The sequence below is a fragment of the Mesorhizobium sp. AR07 genome (assembly GCF_024746815.1).
In the GTDB taxonomy this organism is placed as follows: Bacteria; Pseudomonadota; Alphaproteobacteria; order Rhizobiales; family Rhizobiaceae; genus Mesorhizobium.
Map to the genome: position 1 here is coordinate 5,045,697 of NZ_CP080525.1, position 17,139 is coordinate 5,062,835.

The following is a 17,139-nucleotide window of genomic DNA, read 5'->3' on the forward strand; positions in this document are numbered from 1 at the left end:
CTCGCATTCTCGACTCTTCCAAAGAGTGACGGCATGATCCCTATTTTGGGGAGGGGACAATGCCGCGTTATTTATTTCTGCCGCTTGCACTACTTTTGTCCTGCGATCCCGCCCTTGCGATTCAAAACATGAGGCGAAGCCTCGTTTTGCTGGTTTTGCTATCCCTCTCCGCATGTGATGCCGGCGACGGCAATTCGGCCTCGCGCATCGTTGCCGAATGTCTGCTGCCATCCTCACAAACAGCGATCTGCGGCGACAACACCGAATATTCTGTCGACAAATTCACGGTCAATCCGGCCGGAAATGTCGTCCGTCGGGAATGGCGGACGTTGACAGGCCCCTACGTGGGGAACAACGGCGCCTTTTTTCTGGATGGGTGTAAGGTTCTGGATACGACCAACTGGCGATGCGAGAAGGCTGTTCCGAACGGCCTTGATGTCTGGAAAATGGAAGACGGGATTTACTCAGAAACCTATATCGGCACGGGGATGTCGGTTAGCTCGTCTGAGCTCGAATATTACCTCTACGAAATTGGATTTCACGCGCCAGCAGATGGTTTCAAGCCCTAGACCCGAGCTCGACCTCTGCCAGTAGCCAGCCAAACACGGCTAACGGGGTGTATTGGCGCGACCGAAAGCCTCAATTCACCGCCGGGCCCGCGCCAGTGAATGTTTCAGCCCGCATGCCGGAAATACCCTCCAAGGTCTCAATAGTGCGATCAATTAGGTGTCGGACACACTCCGTTGCCATGCGCTCGCCGGCATCATTCACAGATGCGAATGCCAACGGTAGCAAGGTGCGGGCCGTGGCCGCGAAAGCCAGTGCGTCGGCTGGGGTTTCAGATCGTGAACCAATCAGGCTAACCAGCAATTTCAGCATGTGATCGCCCTGCGTTGGCGCACCCAGGGAATTTAGGCGAACCGCCGAAGCCATCTCCTGCGCTACATTGGCTGCCCGTCGAAGATCTCCACTGGCAGTCGGTCGCTGAAGCTCGTCATTCATAAGCGCCTCCGGTAATGTTACGGATCGTTTCGTTTGCACACGCCACGAGCGCGGCACAGGCGCGTCGAGCGGCCACTGCCTCGCACGTGTAACGACCGTGCTTGTATTGGCCATGAGCGGACCCCTTGGGTGCTCCAGCTCGCGCTCCATGCATACGGCAGACCTGTTTTCCCCGAACAGCAGGAGCCTGACACTTCACGCCGCTGCGCTTGCTTTTTGCGTGACACCTGGGGGCAGCGTGGGCGCTTTGCATGCGGTTACCGGTCATCTTCTTGAGCCACCCCACCCCCATGAGCAACGTTGCCAACGATGGCCTGCCCACCTTTCTCGACGGTGACACGCTCCACAATCACCCGCTGCTCGCCCTTGCTGCGATAGCGCTTCAATGCCTCTACCTGGGCCGCAAAGGTGCGTGCGAGCTTATTGAACGTCTTCTCTGCGCTGTCCTGTTGCGGAATGGTGTCGACGTTCGCGAGCCGCCTGGCGAAGGTCATTGTCGCCATATGCACCGCTGCCATCTGGGCGGCCAGCATCGCCTCTACTTGGTCCTGCGGTGCAATGCCACCAACGATTGCAAGGGCGAAGTTGGTGCCGGGTTCGTCCGGTACCTGGCCTTGGCTGCCGATGTTGACCAGTTGCCCGATCATGCCTTTTGCGAAATCGTCGCTTGTGGTGCCCATTGCCTCCTTCAGCAGGGCGCAGCCCACATCTGGGTCAGTATGGTCGTTTGTTATCTTGATGCCGGAAACCTTGATCCGAGGTACGACGGGCGCCTTTCTGCGACGAGAATAGTGCTTGGCCAGTGTTCCCTTTTCGCGCTCAGTCTTCTCGGGCGAGATGGCCGGAACTGACTTATCGGCGCCATTCTGGGGCGAGGCGTCTAGTTGTTTCTTGAGCGGAACGACGGTGTTCAAAGACGTATCTCCGTGAAGAGCGCGATCAGATTGAATGTGAGACTTTTTCACTTTCCACTCGGGAGGCCCCTTGTGGCTCCGTCCACGGCTGCGAGCAGTTCGGCAACACCGTCAGAAAGGCCATGCCTGTGGTCCTGCTTCTCAGCCAGGCCAAGTTCACGCGCGATTATATTCGGATTCAGCAGATCAGCAGCGGCGCCTTCGAACTTCTGAGTTCGGATGATCTCATCCACGCGCGATGTGATGTCAGAAAAATCTTCTCGGGACCGATAGTCCGTCCACGTCTGGAGCGTGATATCGAGGAAGATGCACAGACCGGAAATGGTCATGGCCCGCATCTTGGGCAGGTCAGTGACAGTCACCGCGCCCCGGAATGCAAACGGCTTGGCTTCCCATAGCGGATTGGCTTCGACCCAATCGAAATACTCTGCCGCCGCCTCCCACAAGTCACCTGGAGAGGCGAAGATCGGGCCTCGACCATGAGAGCTGCGCGCTTTCCAGAATTCGTTACCGAGTGGAGCGGCCATTACCAGCCCCTCTCGCGAAGTTCATAACGCTCTTGACGCCTTTTGAGATGTTGCTTGATCGGATCGACCGTCAATTGCGTGTCTCCTGGTGAAACGGCATGATCCTCACTTTCAGGAGGGGACCATGGACGATTGGAAAGACAATGAAGTGCTTTGTGCTTTCTTCGCTCAAAATGCGCTCGCAGTGGCTCTGATAAACCTAGGCATATTGAACCGAGAGCGATTCATTGATCAATTGCTTGATCTGATGGCCGGAATGCCTCCTGAACAGAAGGCAAGCCACTACGGTCGATACGTCGAGATAATGATACAGGTCTTTGAGAGGACCCAATTTCCCTACCCTGGATCAGAGCCCAAACCCGTCGATTGAACTCTTCCGCTGAGATGTGATCTTCCGCTTTCATTGGATCTCTCCTATATTTCCCAGCCATGATCCCGAGATGGCTCTACTACGCGTTCTGCCTTGCCGTGTTCCTGCCGATGATGTGGGTAGTTGGGGTCGTCCTTCGGCCAATTACCAACTGGACCTCTAATGAATTCGGCTGGACCGGTCTTGCTGTGGCGCTTGCGGCTTGCGTGGCGCTCATGGGTTTCGGCTATCTCCGCAATCGCCGTGCTGGCCGGCTACCATGGCAACTCGAAGCTGCGCGTCGGACGAGGCAAGACAGCGGGCGCTAGTGTCTGCCCATTTGCGCCGCCTTCCATCATCATTGCTCGCGCAATCATCTTTGCCTTCTCGCTTATGGCAGACGCCACAGGCGACGACCGTTCGTAGGCCAGGAGCGCATCTGCAACCTTCTGGCGCGTTGGTGATGTCAGAACCTGTGCCATGCTGGACTTGGCGGCATCATTGGCGGCAGCGCGCCCGGAATTGATCGCATCCGCCACCATGCCGGCGCCCTTGCCGGCAAGCCAGCTCACCGGGAGCCCGGCCACAGATCCTAGAACCGGTGGCAAACCAAGAGAGGTTGCTAGTTGCTCGCCAATGAGCACGCCCGAAAGAGCGCCGCCACCGTGACCACCGGCACTCGCGCCCGCCTGGTTGATCAGATTAGGCTGCGGAATATCTGCATCCGCTGCCGTAGCCATGGCAGTCTTCGAACCGTTCAAGGCGGCATTGTTCGTGGCCTGCATGGTGGCTTGGTTGTCGAGTTCCTTTAGCAGGCCGTCGGTCTGCTGATCCCCGATCACCTGCCTCAACTTCTGCACCGGATAGCCGTTTTCGTTGGCGAGGCGCGCCTTGACCCCCGCAGCGTCGGTGCGAGCTTGCCCCATCGTATCGGTCAGCGCTTTACGGGTGCCAAGTTGAAATGCTTCCTTTTCCGGCTGCGACATTGAGGAGAGGCGCGATTCCAGCAGATCGGGATCATAGACCTGGCCTTCCGAACGCGGCGCGAAGATCGAGCGGCCGTTCTCGAAGGCATTCTCGATCGATTTGTCGGATGCATATTGGGAACGCGCCGTAGCATAGTCTGGATTGGCTGCGTCCATCTGGCCAAGAAGCTTGGTCCTGACGCCCCAGAGCGCCTTAGCTTTGGCGTTGTCACCACTACGGAAGGCCGAGGACGCCATGTCGTCAATCACATCCTGGGCGCGGTGTAGGACTTCGGTGCTGCCGTTTGTGAAATCGGGGCCTGCGATGTACCCCCTCGCCTGCTTCAGTGCCGCCGAGATCGGATCGAGCGTCGTACCGGCCATAGCGCTTGGCATGATCTGGGAATCGATCTGAGCGACTACAGGCGTAACATCGATTTTCTCCGGACTTGCTTCGGCCTTCGTGTAAGCCGCAGCGCCGTTGGTCGTCGTGGTAGCCTTGAGACCAGCCATCTGCTGCGGTGCGTTGATATCTGGGCCAGCTGCTGCATCTACGGCCGAATTGATGCGAGGGCCGAATTGATCGGCGCGGGTCGTGAGATTTTGCACCATCTGCGGCGAAACACCGGTTTCGGTCGTGGCCATGCGTGCGGTAAGACCCTGCGCCGCCGGTCCCGTGTCGGCCAAGACTGCACCGGGCCCAAGATCAGCCTGTTTCTGAAGGGCCGACGAAACCGTGTCGCCTTGGCGGCTTAGATTGCTCACAAGGGATTTCGCAGATTGACCCGGCACATCTCCCCCATGCATCAAGCCATAGTAAGCGTCGATGACCTTTTGAGCGCCCGCGCCGATAACCTTACCCGCTACGGCGCCACCAGGCACGGCTGCCATGCCAAGGCCAAGACCCCATTCTGCGCCCGTCTTGGCATCGGACAGCCGATTGCCGGGATCAGCACTCAAAGCGCCCTGAATGGCGCCCATGCCAGCACCTACGAGGCCGTTAGCGCCCAACACGGCGGGAATGCCGCCGCCAAGTATCCGCGCCCCTGTAGACGCCAGCGCAGCACCGCCAAGGCCCGGAAGCAATGCGCCCGCCAATTGTCCACCTGCTGACAGGTAAGGGTGTTCCGCAAACTGGCGATCCTGCACCTGTTTTTGCGCGGCCTGGTTTACATCGTAATTATCTTGGAAATTGCCGCCCTTGGCCGCCGCAAGGGCCGCCGCCGCAGCGGATACCGCCTCGTCGCCACCGCCAAGCGAAACGCCCTGGAATGTCGGGGCGAGGCCGCGAGTGCTATCGAGCCCGGAACTAGCGCGCTTGAGCAGCGCCATTTCCTGAACCGCGGTGTTGCGGTCGCCGCCATTGTCGCTCGGCCGAACGATCGAGAGGTCGGGCCGATCGGAAATTGAGTCCGTGGTAGCGCCGTGGATGATGACGCCGGGAGGTGGGGCGCCATAGGGCTCGGCAAACGGATCATGGTCGACCGGAACTAGATGAAACCCATCAGGGGGCGGCGGGACCGTGCCCTGCGGGTCTTGGAGGACAAACCCAGGCGGGGGAGGAGGAATATTTTGCGGCGGGGTCTGGCCCATCTGAACCGGAATTCCTTGGAAGCGCGGACCTTTTCCGGCGCCCCCGGGAGGCGCGGCCGGCGCCCACGGGTCATTATCGACTGGGACGAGTTGGACCATCCTAAAATTCCCCAACCCTGCGGGCCTCGAACAGGCTGCCGGCCTGTCGAAGCATCTCGCTCAACGACATATTGCGCTGACGGGCAACGGCCATCAGCTTGCGCTTTTGTTCAGCCGGGATTCGAACGATGATCCGATCTGTCATTCCCGCTTTGGAACGCATCTGTAGGGCCTCCTTTAGGCTCTCGGTTCGCTGGATCGAAATACCTGCTATCGCGGGGTCAGCGGCTGGCGGGGGATTAAAGAAACGGGCCCCCACCATAAGCGACCTAGTTCAGGTGTCCGATAACGCAACGAGCCTCCCTGAACCGACCTTAACTCAAGGATAGAAACTCAACCCATCTAGACTGGTCCATGTCGCGCTCGCGGTGCCGACCCAGTACATGGTGCCGTTTGTCCTGACGCCGATGCCGATAGGCGTGCCTCCGCTGGTCATGGCACCGCCAAGCCTCGCTTCAATGGATGCGCGAAAGCCAACCGGGAGGGTACCGAAATCAGTGCCGCTGGTGATTGTGCCATTCTTGATGGCGCCTTGCAGATGAACTTTGCCGTCGATTCCGATGCGACAACCAATAAGAGTGCCGGTCGCATCCTGGACCCATGTGTTGGCCAATGTGATTGTCGCGAGTGAGCCGGTAAATGCGGTCCATGTATTTGCGCCGGTGTTTTTGCGACGAATGAAGGTGGTGCCAGAGCCATCGACGTGAAGGATTTGCGTTGTCAAGTCGAGGTCGCCGGACTGGAACGCAGTCACCATGCCGTTTGCCGGCCAGCCGTTAGCTGTCGTCACGCGATACTGACTGATGCCCTTTTGGAAGGCGTTTGGGAGAGCGGAGAAAGCAAGAGCCGCCACGGCGGCCACAGGAGGGTTTAAAAACTTATTGGTCTTGTTGTCGGGCGTGACAAGAGCCTGATCAAGGTAATACTTGACCGCGCCCCAAATGGTCGACCATCCAATATCGTTTGGGTGAAGCGGGCCGTAACCTGGAATGGTGTTGGTCGGATAGTCTGACCAAGCCCCGTCAGTCCAGCGATAATTCGAAGTGTATGCGTCATTCCACCGATGATAGGTGTCGATGTACATGACGTTGAATTCTCGGCAGATCTGCTTAATCAGCTTGATCGCAGTTTCGAGATAGCGGAAATCCTGATAGCCGGTATTCTGCGCAGCATTCGGGCCGAAATATATAATAGAAGTCGCGTCCAGAGTCCCGTATGTCTGCGAGCGGATTGACGCTAAGCCGGCGCGCAAGTCGGCAGCCAATTGCGTCCACGCCGCCACCAGCCCCGCTGTACGAGGCGCTCCACCGGTCGGATAGCCGGGCGAACCTTTGTTGGCCTCGTTCAGGCCAAATTTCATCATAATAAGTTTTTTCGTCGGCCCCAGGTTGGAGACTATGCTTGTTGAATCTTTTGTGTTGCCGCTTATGGCGTCGTTAAAAGTGGTGCCAGCCTTCGCAATATTGTTCATAGAAAACGCAGTAGGCAGACCGATCTGCGCTGCTATCGCGTTCAGCGCGTTTTCAGGATAGTTGTTCGTATTGGAAATGACCGCAGACGGATTGGCAAAGGTGCTGTCACCATAGATGGTGCCGGTGATGTTGTTGCCTGCCAGAATCTCTTTGCGAACAGCGTACAGATATTCTTCGCCAAACACGTCCATGTTGGCGTCGTTACCCCAGTTAAGACGGGCAAGACCACCCAGCAGCGCTGGGGAATTCGCGGCGACCGTGGTGACAATTTCGCCCGGCCCCGTGTATTGGGCTGCGTTAAAATTCTGGTAGCCTGTGACGTTGTAAGATTTTGATAGATAAACTTCGCCGCCGATAGGCACGGCATGGAGCATGGCCAAAATAGCAGCCGTGTCATCCCCAGGAGAAGCATCCGAGGTGAAGCCAACAGCACCGGAACCGGACTGTTCGGGGGTGGTAGCCGCCGTGAGATCGACATAACTCTTCGTGGCCGCGTCCGTCCCCGAGATCGGATTGGCCACGCCGGTGACGCGATTGTTGCCCATGGGCAGGTTCGCAGTCATGGCCTTGACACCGTTTATCGGTAGCGAACCGGTGATCTCGTTGCCGATATCCGCGATCAAATTGTTGTACGGCGTGCTCTGGATCGTCGTATTCGGGACGGCTGCGGTGCCCGCTGGCTGGACGAATGTACCTGAACCATTTCTGGGCAAATGCCGCCTCCTGCTCGTTTCGGGTTCGTGCGGCTGTCAGCCGCAAATTACTGTACGCACAGTACCATCAAATGCGTCTCGGGAGCAAATTTAGCTTGTTATTTCAATTGGTTGTCCTGGTGCGTCCCTAGGTGTCCCGGCGTATCCCCATGTGTCCATTTTGGACGGCAGCCTTGGGCGTGCAGTGTCAAAAACGCAAAAAAATTCCCAAAATAACGCGGATCAGAAAATGTCTTCTAACTTCAGAAGGGAATTCTGGGGGGTCGGCGAGCCTTCAGCGCCAGATCTGCAAAAAATTGCGGAGCTTTCCAAAAGTTGCTCAAATCGGCGTGCGCAGTTGCGCTCGTCATACGTGCCCAGCTTCGCCCATAAGCAGGATGGAGGTGAGTGCGTGCCCGTCTCGACGATTGCCGCATGGATTTTCGCTATTGCGGTTTCGATATACCGCCATGTCGATCGGGAGATCCGCGCATCCTCGAGAAAAGAGCGCGCTGGATCTCGTCCGGTACGCGAGAAACCGCGATGTCGACCGCGTCGACTCCTCAGTCACCGCCGCGATGGCGTAGAAGGCGGCGATTATTTCAAGCTAGTTGCCGATCGGCGGCACATCGACCCCTAAACTGGCGCAGCGTTTTATCAGATCGTCGGTTTCCGATTGATTTTCAGGCATTGTGAGAATGTCGAAGGCTGGCAGATATTTTGTCCCGCTGTCGGCGCTATCGAACTGGCCCCTATAGGCCGTCTCGCCGGAATACCCGGCAAAGCCGCTCTTTGCATAATACCTACCGCAAACAATGATTGACCCGGTTGAAGTCGTAGTGGCACCGGGTTTGCCGAATGTTACGTTTGTTTGGTCTTTCAGCAGGGATCTGATGGTCTGCTCTATGACTCCGATTTGATCGGCGGTCAGTTGAACCGGCTTCGCCTCGGTAGCAATGATACCCAGTGCCAGGGTGCCCATCGTCAAGATGCTGAAGTGCAAACGTTTCATTCCCGATCTAGCCGTCTTTTCCCAATAGCCACAAGCCCTGGACGCAATATCAGCGGTTTGCATGCCACACCTGGCAGCTGGCCGTCGTCACATCCATTTCATCATCCGATTGATTAGGGACGGTCTTCGATTGCCGCCGTGTTCATGGTGTAGGTCGCGCCGTTGCGCTCAACCTTCCGCTCCATCTGTCCACCGTTGACAGATGGGCGAGCGGTTCAAAAAAATCTACCGGATAGCCGCATTCTTGCGAATATCGACAATCAAAGGGCCTATTTCGTCTAACCTATAGAACGTGACATCGTGGCGTTCCATTTGATCAGCCACCATGTTTACGAAGTCTGAATCTAGCTCGTCCACGTCGCCCACAATAACCAGCTTTTTCTGCTCCGCCGCCCGCGTTGCGTCGAAAAGCAACCTGCCCTCAATCATATGAGGGCTTGCCTTTTCCAACGCATGGTCGGGACCGCCGTCAAGCGTGACGGCCTTGATCAGGTTGTAATTGCCGTTTTGATATCCGTATGCCGCCTTCACCTCCACGCCAGAGGGAAGCAAGATCGGATCTGGTTTCTGCAAAAGGCCTTCGACGCCCTGCAACCGAAGCTGTTCTTTCAGTTTGGTGCCGGCGCGTCTTCCGTACGTTTGCTGAGGCAACTCCCCTACCAGATCATCAAATAGTCGTTTAACGGCGTCCTGCGGGCTCTCAACGAATATCGACCGAGCGGGTAAAAGCCTTACCTTTCCAGACCTAAGTTCGATGAATCGGTCGACGGAATCGCGGTTCCATCCCCTAGCAAATTCGAGTGCCAGCCTATCCTTTAGGGAGTCTCTGATATTACGAAAATGCACTCCCGGATTGGAACGGAAAACCCTCTCGACACGGCTTGGGCGCTCAACAAATTTTGAAAACACAAACGGGCTCACGTCGGCGAAGAGCACAACACCAATGTTCACAAATTCAGCCCGCTCCGGGTACTCGGAGTACTGAATCAGCGAAAAATATCCTTGATGTTCACGCATTACGATTGCAATCCGGGGATGGGCGGATCGTCAACTAAGCGAACCGCTATTGTCTTCACCACATATTCTGCACGCCTGCAAATCAATTCCATAAGCGAGGCAGACGCCTGCTGGCCCAAGCCCCATTGTGGCGGCACGGAGTTAACGACTTCCTCTACAAATGCGCCGTCAAGCTGGGCTAGCCGAGCCAGTGAGTTCGCTACCGAGCGATGAGTGATATATGGGTCGAACTCAGGAAACTTGCCATAGACCGTCGTCTCTTCGATGGCGTCGATTTGAGGGGAGGCTATGGGGAAGTCTGCATCAAATGCCCAAGCATGATCGATAGGCACAAGATCATATTTGCGGCTCTCCCCCCTGCGGACGAAAAGCAGATTGTCTGAATTGTCGTCCGCGAGACCATGTCTGTCCCAATTTTTTACCCATGTATCGAAGATGACCAACTTGGCTACATCATCGCGGTCCCGAAGCTTCGAGAGGAAGATATCTGTTCCGTCGCGCGGGGAGCCATCGACCTGCATTGAGAAGAACAGCGGACCCTGCATAATCTGCCCGTTCTTTCTCATGACAAGCTCGATATTGCATTCTGGAATAATGGCAAACGGCGGCACCTTAAGGCCGAGCCAGGTTCCCAATTCCGCCGCGACCAATTCGGCGATGAGGGCCGCGCCGCCATATGGATTGTTCAGGGCCTTGATGAACCCGGGCGCCACGTCAGTAACAACCTGAATTGGGCTCGCGCTCGATGTAAATGCCTGCACCTCTCGCTCGATCCGAGTTGGCTGACAGATCGCCCCACATGCAAGTGCCATCGCTCGTCCCACACGGCCCGAACGTTGCAATACTGCGCATCCCACGAAAAATCGAGTCTTTGGTACGCGAAGTACAATATGCGGCTCAGAAGTGTCAGGACGGCGCGACGTTTGTCTTCGGTTGTGCGACGCAGACCATGTTCGGCATTGGCGCCACCGATGAACCAGGAGTGCCTACCTCACGTCTGACTATCAAGACGTTCGACCGTCTTTCCCATGTCTCAGTAGAACATCGTTCCAGTCCTGGCCAACCACGGGTGGCAATTCGACGAAGGCGCTCAGTCCTTTCGCCTTGAGGCGCTGGCAGAGGGAGTAGGCAGCGGCTTGGCCGGTGCTGCTGGCATCGTTGTCGCCGAAGATAAACACCGTCTCGACCGATGCCGGCGGCGTCCATTCCTGAAGCAGGCCAGCGGTTAGAGCGGCCCATACCGGCATGTTGTAGAGGACCGAGGCCGACAGTGCTGTTTCGATTCCTTCGGCAATGCCAAGCGTGTCTTGGTGCGGCATCAGCCGCACAGCTGCACCTGTCGGCATCGCGCCGAGCATCTTTCGCGGCGCCAGCACATCAGCCTTGCCCCCAAATTTGTCGAGATAGGTCCGATGTATCGCCGCGCGCTCGCCCTGCGCGGCCGCCTGATCGCTTGGGTCTACCTTCGCGACCATCGCCGGGTGCCAAGATGGCTTCGCCCCGGCATCAACATATCGCTCATCTTCGGTGAATCTCAGGCTACTCGGGAATTCCACCAGTCCTGTGCGGCGGTGAAGATACCGGCCGGCGTGATCATCGAGAGAAATCGGCTTCGACCGCTTCCATAGCGAAGTCATCTCGTTGCGCTTCTGGTCGTCGGTCGCCGGCTGTCTGTTGCCCGGCGCCATGATTGGAGCGGCCCCGATATATTTCTCGATCTCGACGGCGGCCTCTTTGAAATCGAGACCCCGGAACAGCTTGACCAACTCGATGCCGTCACCGGCACCACAGTGCGAACAGAAGAACGTGCCGCGTCCTCCTTTGTCGTCGAACCGAAAACGGTCCTTACCCCCGCAGATCGGGCATGGGCCGTGCTTGTTCTTGAGGCTTTTCGACGGAATGCCGATTGCGGAAAGGATGCTAAACCACCGACCTTCCGCCCGCGTTTTCAAAGGCTCACGCTGCATGGCGAGCCTCCTTTTCGCGGCGCTTGGCGTAGGCGATCTGCCGCGATTTGAGCCAGTTGAGGAACGGGGCGTCAGGCGCCATCGGCATTTCGTGCAGGTTGCGCGGCCACTCGGCATAGCGATCGAAGAACTTTGCTTTTGCGAACTTCGGGCTGTAGTCGCGCTCTTTCTGCAACCACAGCAGCATCGAATACACTTCCTGCTTCGAATGCGGCGCGGCGTTTTCCTTTCGCTTTTTCGTGCCCTTGAGCTGCACGAGTTCGCCGGCCTTCTCCTCGATGAGCGACTGGCGCTCTGGCATGAAACCGCACGCCGGGCACTTATGCACGCCTGCCGGCCTCAGGAACGAACAGGCCGAGCATTCCTTGGGTAGCTGAGTCGCCTTCTCCTTGCGTTGGTTGGTGCTCTGCTGGTGCTTGCTCATGTCCAACGTGGTGTGGTGGATATCGTCGACGAAGCCGAGCCGCAGTGTCGTGTCGGAATGATCGAGGATCAGGCACTCCGCTTTTCCTTCGGCGGTGCGAAGGCCGCGCCCGATGATCTGGGTGAACAGGATTTCGCTTTTCGTGGGGCGCGCCAGGATGATGCAACGCACGTCCCAATCGATGCCAGTGGTCAGCGTGTAGATGTTGACGACGACCTTGATCTGACCATGGGCCAGACGCTCTCTGATCAGCCTCCGTTCATCGGGCGGCGTGTCCATGTCAACATAAGCCGTCGGTACGCCAGCCGCTTCGAACTCGCCCGCCAGTTTTTTGGCGTGAGCCCGATCGACCGCAAAGCATAGCGTCGGCCTGTCCTCGCCAAGCCGAAGCCAAGTCGAAACCGTATCGGCCACCAGCACCGGTTCGCTCATGGCCGTTGAAAGCTCGCCTTCGTGAAAGTCGCCGGCAACGGTCCTCACCTTTGACAGGTCGGGGTGGGACGGCGCAAACACCTTGAACGGCGAGAGCAAGCCCTTGGTGATCAGCTCTTTCGTCGTCGTCGGGATCAGAAGATCGTCGTATTGCTTGCCCAGGCCTTTGGCCCATGGCGATGCGCTGAGGCCAACAAACGGGATCTTCTGCCATTCGGGCATAGCCATCCATTTGCCGTAGAAATCATACCAGCGGTGCGCCTCGTCGATCAGGACGATACCGGCCTTCGGCAGAGCGCGTCGCATCAGGGTCTGAACGCTGGCGACCTGCACGGGCTGCTCGTGGTCGGTCTGCGGGTGATAGCCTTGCATGACGCCGACGCTATGAATCCCTTGCTCGGCGAACTTGGCAACGGTCTGATCGACCAGTGACAAGAACGGCACGACGAATAGCGCGGGATTGCCCTTGCGCAGCGCGCCCTCGACAATCGCAGCGGCGATCACCGTTTTGCCGAAGCCGGTCGGGGCTTGCATCATCGGTCGGCGATGCCCGGCCAGGATCGAAGTGCGAAGCAGGTCGAGTGCGTGGTGCTGGAGCGGATGGAGGTCGAACTTCATTGTCCGTCCTCCCTGCCGTTTACCACCGCAAGTGTTGGTCTTGTCCTGTCTCCTGCTCTACCTTCTCTACCTTCTCCTAGGTCTTTTTCCCCTTGGCTTGGACTCTTATGTGATGGTGATTGTGATTGCGATCCCATTGCGATCGCATTGCGATGGGTTCCCCACCGCTTTTCATTGCCCTTTATGCCCGCCTTTGACCGTTTTTCGTACTGCTCGACGGCGTTACGAATCTCCACATCGACGCGGCTGTGTCGCCAGCCGTCCTTGAAAAAAGCCCGGATCACAGGCCTGTTCTTCTTCCATTCGGCAAGTGTCATGCTGGCAATGCGTGCTAGCTGCTCGTCATCATCAGGCAGGCCGCCCTGCTGCCAATAGTGCAGGATTAAAAGGAAGTAAGCGCCGTGCTGGGCTGCGCTTAGGTGTGCGGTATCCCTTCGGTAGTCGCCGACATAGAGCGGCATCCAGGCCAGGGCGCTCATTGGTCGAGGCCCTCCATGATCGCGCTCATGCGATCAGCGAGGCCGGATGCTCGTTGTCCCAGGACGGCGCGCTTACGGTCGGCACCAGTGATGAGATCCGGTATTGAGAACGCCTCGATCTCGTCGACAAGCTTTATGAAACGATCGAATATTTCGGCCGCGGTAGGCATCTGTGACGCCGCAGCCGCATAGCGTCCAGCTATGCCGCCTTGGCGCGGTTGATCGGCCTTCGATCGTTCATAGGCAAGGTCGCGCTTGGCGGCAAAGACCTGCTCGTTGGGCCGCAATCCTTTCAGCCTGTCGAGATAAGATCCGGTGTCGAGCTTGGTCCCGCGAATGAGGTCCACAACCTCGTCAATGACCTTCTCACCGCGTTCCGCGTTAAGCTGCACCAGACGTTCGGATTGGCCTGTGACGGTCGCGGTGGCTGCTGTGAACCTAGGGATTTCAGGAGTCGCAAAGTTTGCGACACCAGAGCCTTCAAGGTTTCCGCCATGTTTCGTTTCTGGGTGCAGCTCGATGTAGATCGCTTTGCGACGCGCGGTTTGCTTCGCCCGATCGACTGGAGAAAGCTCCGCTCGACAAAGGTTCTCATCGATCATCACCAGTTCGGCGTGAAGGTCGTCGTCGTCCACTATCGTGGCGTCGATCTCGGTCCAGCCGAGCGAGTCGCAGGCAGCAAACCGATGATGACCGGCTATGACTTGGTAGCCGTCGCCGTGACGCCGGACGCGGATTGCATTGATAAGGCCTACTTCGGCGATGCTATCCGCAAGGCCGAGCAGACTTTCGTCGTTCAGAGGGCGAGCGCCTGGATGACGGCGGATGTCCTCAATTGGGATTTTGACGGCGGTCATTGCGCACCGCCGATCTTCGCCAAGGCGCAAACGAGCCTTGCTGTCGGCAATGTGAGCCGAAAGCGTCGGGCGATCGTGGCTACAGCGTAGGAGGCAACATCCGGGTCGATTGCAATTTTTGAGTGGTGGGAGTAAAGGGGAGCCGCAACAGCAATCCTATCTACTGAGCCGCCGCACCTGATCCGTGCGGCGGTTTTGCTATGTAGGGCCATGTTTCACGCCGCCTCCCTTTCGGAAGTGGAGGCGCGTTTGCGAGCCTCGACCCATGCGGTTAGATCCTTGGGATCGTAACAGACGGCGCGACCCAATTTAGCGTAACGGGGTCCACCGCCAGTCAGCCGAAGTTTTTCAAGAGTAGAGATAGATAGCCCGGTGAGACGTGCCGCACCGTCGGTGCGAAGCATCTGGGGTCCATCGGTCATATTTTGCATTTTGCTTCCTCGTTTCAAGTGCCGCGCAAGTGCAGCGAACACGAGGAAAGTCAGCGATAGTAAGCGTTGTTACAATCGGGCGGAGGGTCGTGACCTTGGTGAGCCGATGGACCTGACTTTGGGTCCGACCCATCGGTAAGTGTCTGTTCCTAAGATGCTATTTGGGTCCGACCCTTATGCTGGCTTTTTATCGCTTTTTACCTTTTCGCGGGCCGTCTTGATTCCGGCTTGGCTCTCGAAATCACGGATTAACGTCGCGGCAGCCTCCCTTAAGGTCTTTGACAAGGGAGGGTACCCTGGGAGCTTGGAAAGCCGGACCAAGGTTGCTTCTACAAGGTCTTTGGATGGCTGATTATCTTGGGTGATACCTAAGGTATCACTGACGGCGATCATGAGCCTGATGTAAGGCGAGAGGTAGCGACCGTCATCCTTCGGCATGGGAGCGCCAAGGCTTGCTAGACGCCTATCAAGACTATCTCGGCTCACATAAATCCAACATTGATCGCGATCCCCCCATTCGGCTTCTTGGGCGTCGATCGGGTCAAAGCGATCGCGACCGTTCAACAGCCCAAATTTGAAGCGGCTCGCGATATCTTCCGTGTGCCAATAGTCCACAGACAGAACCTCGATCTCCCCGCCAAATCGGTCTCGTATTCCGCTTTCCAACACCCCAGCTATGAGGTCTTTGTGCACTTGGTCAATGACAACTGGTGAAGACCCCTGGGCGGGAATGTCGTCGCCAGTGATCACTTTGCCAAGCTGTTTGACCGCTCTACGCAGGAACACGTAAGACGGGGTATCGACGGGCCACGACTTTTCGTCGTCCAATGAAAATTTAGTCGCCATCGCAGCACCTTCGCGATTGCACCGTGAGGGCTGCGAGGAAACCGGCGGTGCTGCCGGCTTGTCGGACGCCTCCTATCCCCGCAGGTTCGTAGCCTTCACCCCTTATCGGCGCGAAGTTTAATGACCTTCTCAGCCGATGGCGGTTCAGAATCGCTCATGGCTTCGGAAATGCGCTTGCCGATTGCGTTCGACGCCTTGCGCAGCGGATCGGCTTCGAGGTGCGCATAACGTTCTGTCGTGCGGGACTGCGTGTGCCCGAGCAGCTTGCCCACGATAGGCAGGCCGAGGTTGGCGCCTACACCGATTGACGCGTGAGTGTGCCGCAAATCATGGATGCGTACCCTAAAGCTTGGATTGTCAGCCTGGGCGGCGAGGCCGGCCCGCTTACGGATCATCTGCCACGGCCGCTTGAGGTCGGAGCGGGGGCGGCTTTCCATCTTGCCGTTTGGGAGTTTTCGAGGCTTGCCTGGAATGACGTATCGATCGACATGCGGCAGCTCGGACAGAACCATCTGGGCCGGAGCGTTCAGGATGATTGTCTTCTGGCCGGTCTTGCTGTCGGGAAGGAGTAGCAGGCCGCGCTCCAGATCCACCATGGACCATTCCAGATGGAGGATTTCGCGCAACCGAGCGCCGGTCAGGATGAACAGCCGAAGTGCCGCCGCCGATGCCGGGTCAAGCTTCACGATGCGATTGCCGGCCTTGGGGGCATGCTTTGTCTGTTTCGCCGGATCAGGCTCCCATGCGATGCCTACCGTCTCAGCTTCGCGGATTGCATTCCCCAACTGCAAAATTTCCTCCGACGACAGAAACCGCTCGCGCTTCGCCTCCCGATATTTGGCGATGCCGGCGGCCGGGTTTTCCATCTTGGGCAGGATCTTGCCCTTTATGGCCCATCCGTACATCGAGCTGACCACGTCCCGAACCCGGTTCGCGGTTATGGGCTTGGCTTTCAGATCCAGGTGTAGCGCGGCGATATCGCTAGGGGTGACGGCAATGGCTTTGCGCGTTCCAAATTTCGGAATGGCATATGCGTTGAGCATGTGGGCGTACTGCGCATGCGTGTTCGCTTTCTTTAGCGCTTCGACATGGTGCAAAAATCCCTCAGCTAGCTTCGCGAACGTGATTGCGTCGCGCTCATCCGCTCTGTCCTTGGAAGGATCTTGCCCTTTCACCACAGACGCCAACAGGTCTTTTGCTACATCGCGGGCTTGATCGGGCGTGACCTTGCCGACCTTGGCTATGGTTACGCGCTTTGCGGGCGCGCCTCTACCAAACCCTGCGCGGTAGCGAACGATATAGGACATGCCTCCGTCGGCGCGGACACGGATGCCGAAGCCGACCAGTTCACTATCGAACACATAGAAATCCGAGCCGTTCGGCTTGATAGCGTCCACCACCCGCTTGGTGATCTTCACCGACTTCTCGCGGTCCGACATTTCC

The 17,139-nt window shown here is 57.6% G+C and carries 17 protein-coding genes; 2 read left to right on the forward strand and 15 right to left on the reverse strand.

Annotation, left to right across the window (positions count from 1 at the left end):
• Positions 1-59 precede the first annotated feature (59 nt).
• On the forward strand, positions 60-569 hold the full coding sequence (locus BPNPMPFG_RS25420; RefSeq protein WP_258591362.1) for a hypothetical protein: 510 nt from the start codon (positions 60-62) through the stop codon (positions 567-569).
• Between the two features lie 70 nt (positions 570-639).
• Here BPNPMPFG_RS25420 and BPNPMPFG_RS25425 read toward each other — a convergent pair whose 3' ends face one another.
• The 3 genes from BPNPMPFG_RS25425 to BPNPMPFG_RS25435 all read right to left on the reverse strand — a co-directional run bounded on the left by BPNPMPFG_RS25425 (position 640) and on the right by BPNPMPFG_RS25435 (position 2,443).
• Positions 640-1,002, reverse strand: a complete 363-nt coding sequence (locus BPNPMPFG_RS25425; RefSeq protein ID WP_258591363.1) for a hypothetical protein — start codon at positions 1,000-1,002, stop codon at positions 640-642.
• Positions 1,003-1,259: 257 nt separating this feature from the next.
• Positions 1,260-1,916 (reverse strand): hypothetical protein, encoded by a 657-nt coding sequence (locus BPNPMPFG_RS25430; RefSeq protein ID WP_258591364.1) that lies wholly within the window; start codon positions 1,914-1,916, stop codon positions 1,260-1,262.
• A 47-nt stretch (positions 1,917-1,963) separates the two neighbouring features.
• A complete protein-coding gene (locus BPNPMPFG_RS25435; protein WP_258591365.1) occupies positions 1,964-2,443 on the reverse strand; it encodes a DNA-packaging protein in 480 nt (159 codons plus the stop codon).
• Positions 2,444-2,567: 124 nt separating this feature from the next.
• Here BPNPMPFG_RS25435 and BPNPMPFG_RS25440 point away from each other — a divergent pair, with 124 nt between their 5' ends.
• Positions 2,568-2,813: a hypothetical protein gene (locus BPNPMPFG_RS25440; protein ID WP_258591366.1), complete on the forward strand. Its 246-nt coding sequence runs from the start codon at positions 2,568-2,570 to the stop codon at positions 2,811-2,813.
• Positions 2,814-3,067: 254 nt separating this feature from the next.
• Here BPNPMPFG_RS25440 and BPNPMPFG_RS25445 read toward each other — a convergent pair whose 3' ends face one another.
• From BPNPMPFG_RS25445 to BPNPMPFG_RS25500, 12 genes are all read right to left on the reverse strand, one after another.
• Complete coding sequence (locus BPNPMPFG_RS25445; protein ID WP_258591367.1) at positions 3,068-5,350, reverse strand: hypothetical protein; 2,283 nt, start codon at positions 5,348-5,350, stop codon at positions 3,068-3,070.
• A 100-nt stretch (positions 5,351-5,450) separates the two neighbouring features.
• On the reverse strand, positions 5,451-5,612 hold the full coding sequence (locus tag BPNPMPFG_RS25450) for a hypothetical protein (RefSeq protein WP_258591368.1): 162 nt from the start codon (positions 5,610-5,612) through the stop codon (positions 5,451-5,453).
• Positions 5,613-5,768: 156 nt separating this feature from the next.
• Positions 5,769-7,634 (reverse strand): SGNH/GDSL hydrolase family protein, encoded by a 1,866-nt coding sequence (locus tag BPNPMPFG_RS25455; protein ID WP_258591369.1) that lies wholly within the window; start codon positions 7,632-7,634, stop codon positions 5,769-5,771.
• 586 nt (positions 7,635-8,220) lie between these two features.
• Complete coding sequence (locus BPNPMPFG_RS25460) at positions 8,221-8,625, reverse strand: hypothetical protein (RefSeq protein ID WP_258591370.1); 405 nt, start codon at positions 8,623-8,625, stop codon at positions 8,221-8,223.
• A gap of 225 nt (positions 8,626-8,850) precedes the next feature.
• The gene (locus BPNPMPFG_RS25465) at positions 8,851-9,642 is read right to left on the reverse strand and encodes a DUF3037 domain-containing protein (RefSeq protein ID WP_258591371.1); all 792 of its coding nucleotides are present in this window, start codon (positions 9,640-9,642) and stop codon (positions 8,851-8,853) included.
• Complete coding sequence (locus tag BPNPMPFG_RS25470) at positions 9,642-10,403, reverse strand: HipA family kinase (protein ID WP_258591372.1); 762 nt, start codon at positions 10,401-10,403, stop codon at positions 9,642-9,644. The genes BPNPMPFG_RS25465 and BPNPMPFG_RS25470 overlap by 1 nt, the downstream gene beginning before the upstream one ends.
• Before the next feature lie 243 nt (positions 10,404-10,646).
• Complete coding sequence (locus BPNPMPFG_RS25475; protein WP_258591373.1) at positions 10,647-11,609, reverse strand: toprim domain-containing protein; 963 nt, start codon at positions 11,607-11,609, stop codon at positions 10,647-10,649.
• Entirely contained in the window at positions 11,599-13,083 is a 1,485-nt protein-coding gene (locus BPNPMPFG_RS25480) for a DEAD/DEAH box helicase (RefSeq protein ID WP_258591374.1), read from the reverse strand. Before BPNPMPFG_RS25480 ends, BPNPMPFG_RS25475 begins: the two co-directional genes overlap by 11 nt.
• Positions 13,080-13,562 carry a YdaU family protein gene (locus BPNPMPFG_RS25485; protein ID WP_258591375.1) on the reverse strand — a complete coding sequence of 161 codons (483 nt, stop codon included), beginning with the start codon at positions 13,560-13,562 and terminating at the stop codon, positions 13,080-13,082. Before BPNPMPFG_RS25485 ends, BPNPMPFG_RS25480 begins: the two co-directional genes overlap by 4 nt.
• Positions 13,559-14,419 carry a ParB/RepB/Spo0J family partition protein gene (locus BPNPMPFG_RS25490; protein ID WP_258591376.1) on the reverse strand — a complete coding sequence of 287 codons (861 nt, stop codon included), beginning with the start codon at positions 14,417-14,419 and terminating at the stop codon, positions 13,559-13,561. Before BPNPMPFG_RS25490 ends, BPNPMPFG_RS25485 begins: the two co-directional genes overlap by 4 nt.
• 605 nt (positions 14,420-15,024) lie before the next feature.
• Positions 15,025-15,696: a hypothetical protein gene (locus tag BPNPMPFG_RS25495; protein ID WP_258591377.1), complete on the reverse strand. Its 672-nt coding sequence runs from the start codon at positions 15,694-15,696 to the stop codon at positions 15,025-15,027.
• A gap of 95 nt (positions 15,697-15,791) precedes the next feature.
• Positions 15,792-17,135: a site-specific integrase gene (locus BPNPMPFG_RS25500; RefSeq protein WP_258591378.1), complete on the reverse strand. Its 1,344-nt coding sequence runs from the start codon at positions 17,133-17,135 to the stop codon at positions 15,792-15,794.
• Positions 17,136-17,139: the final 4 nt, after the last annotated feature.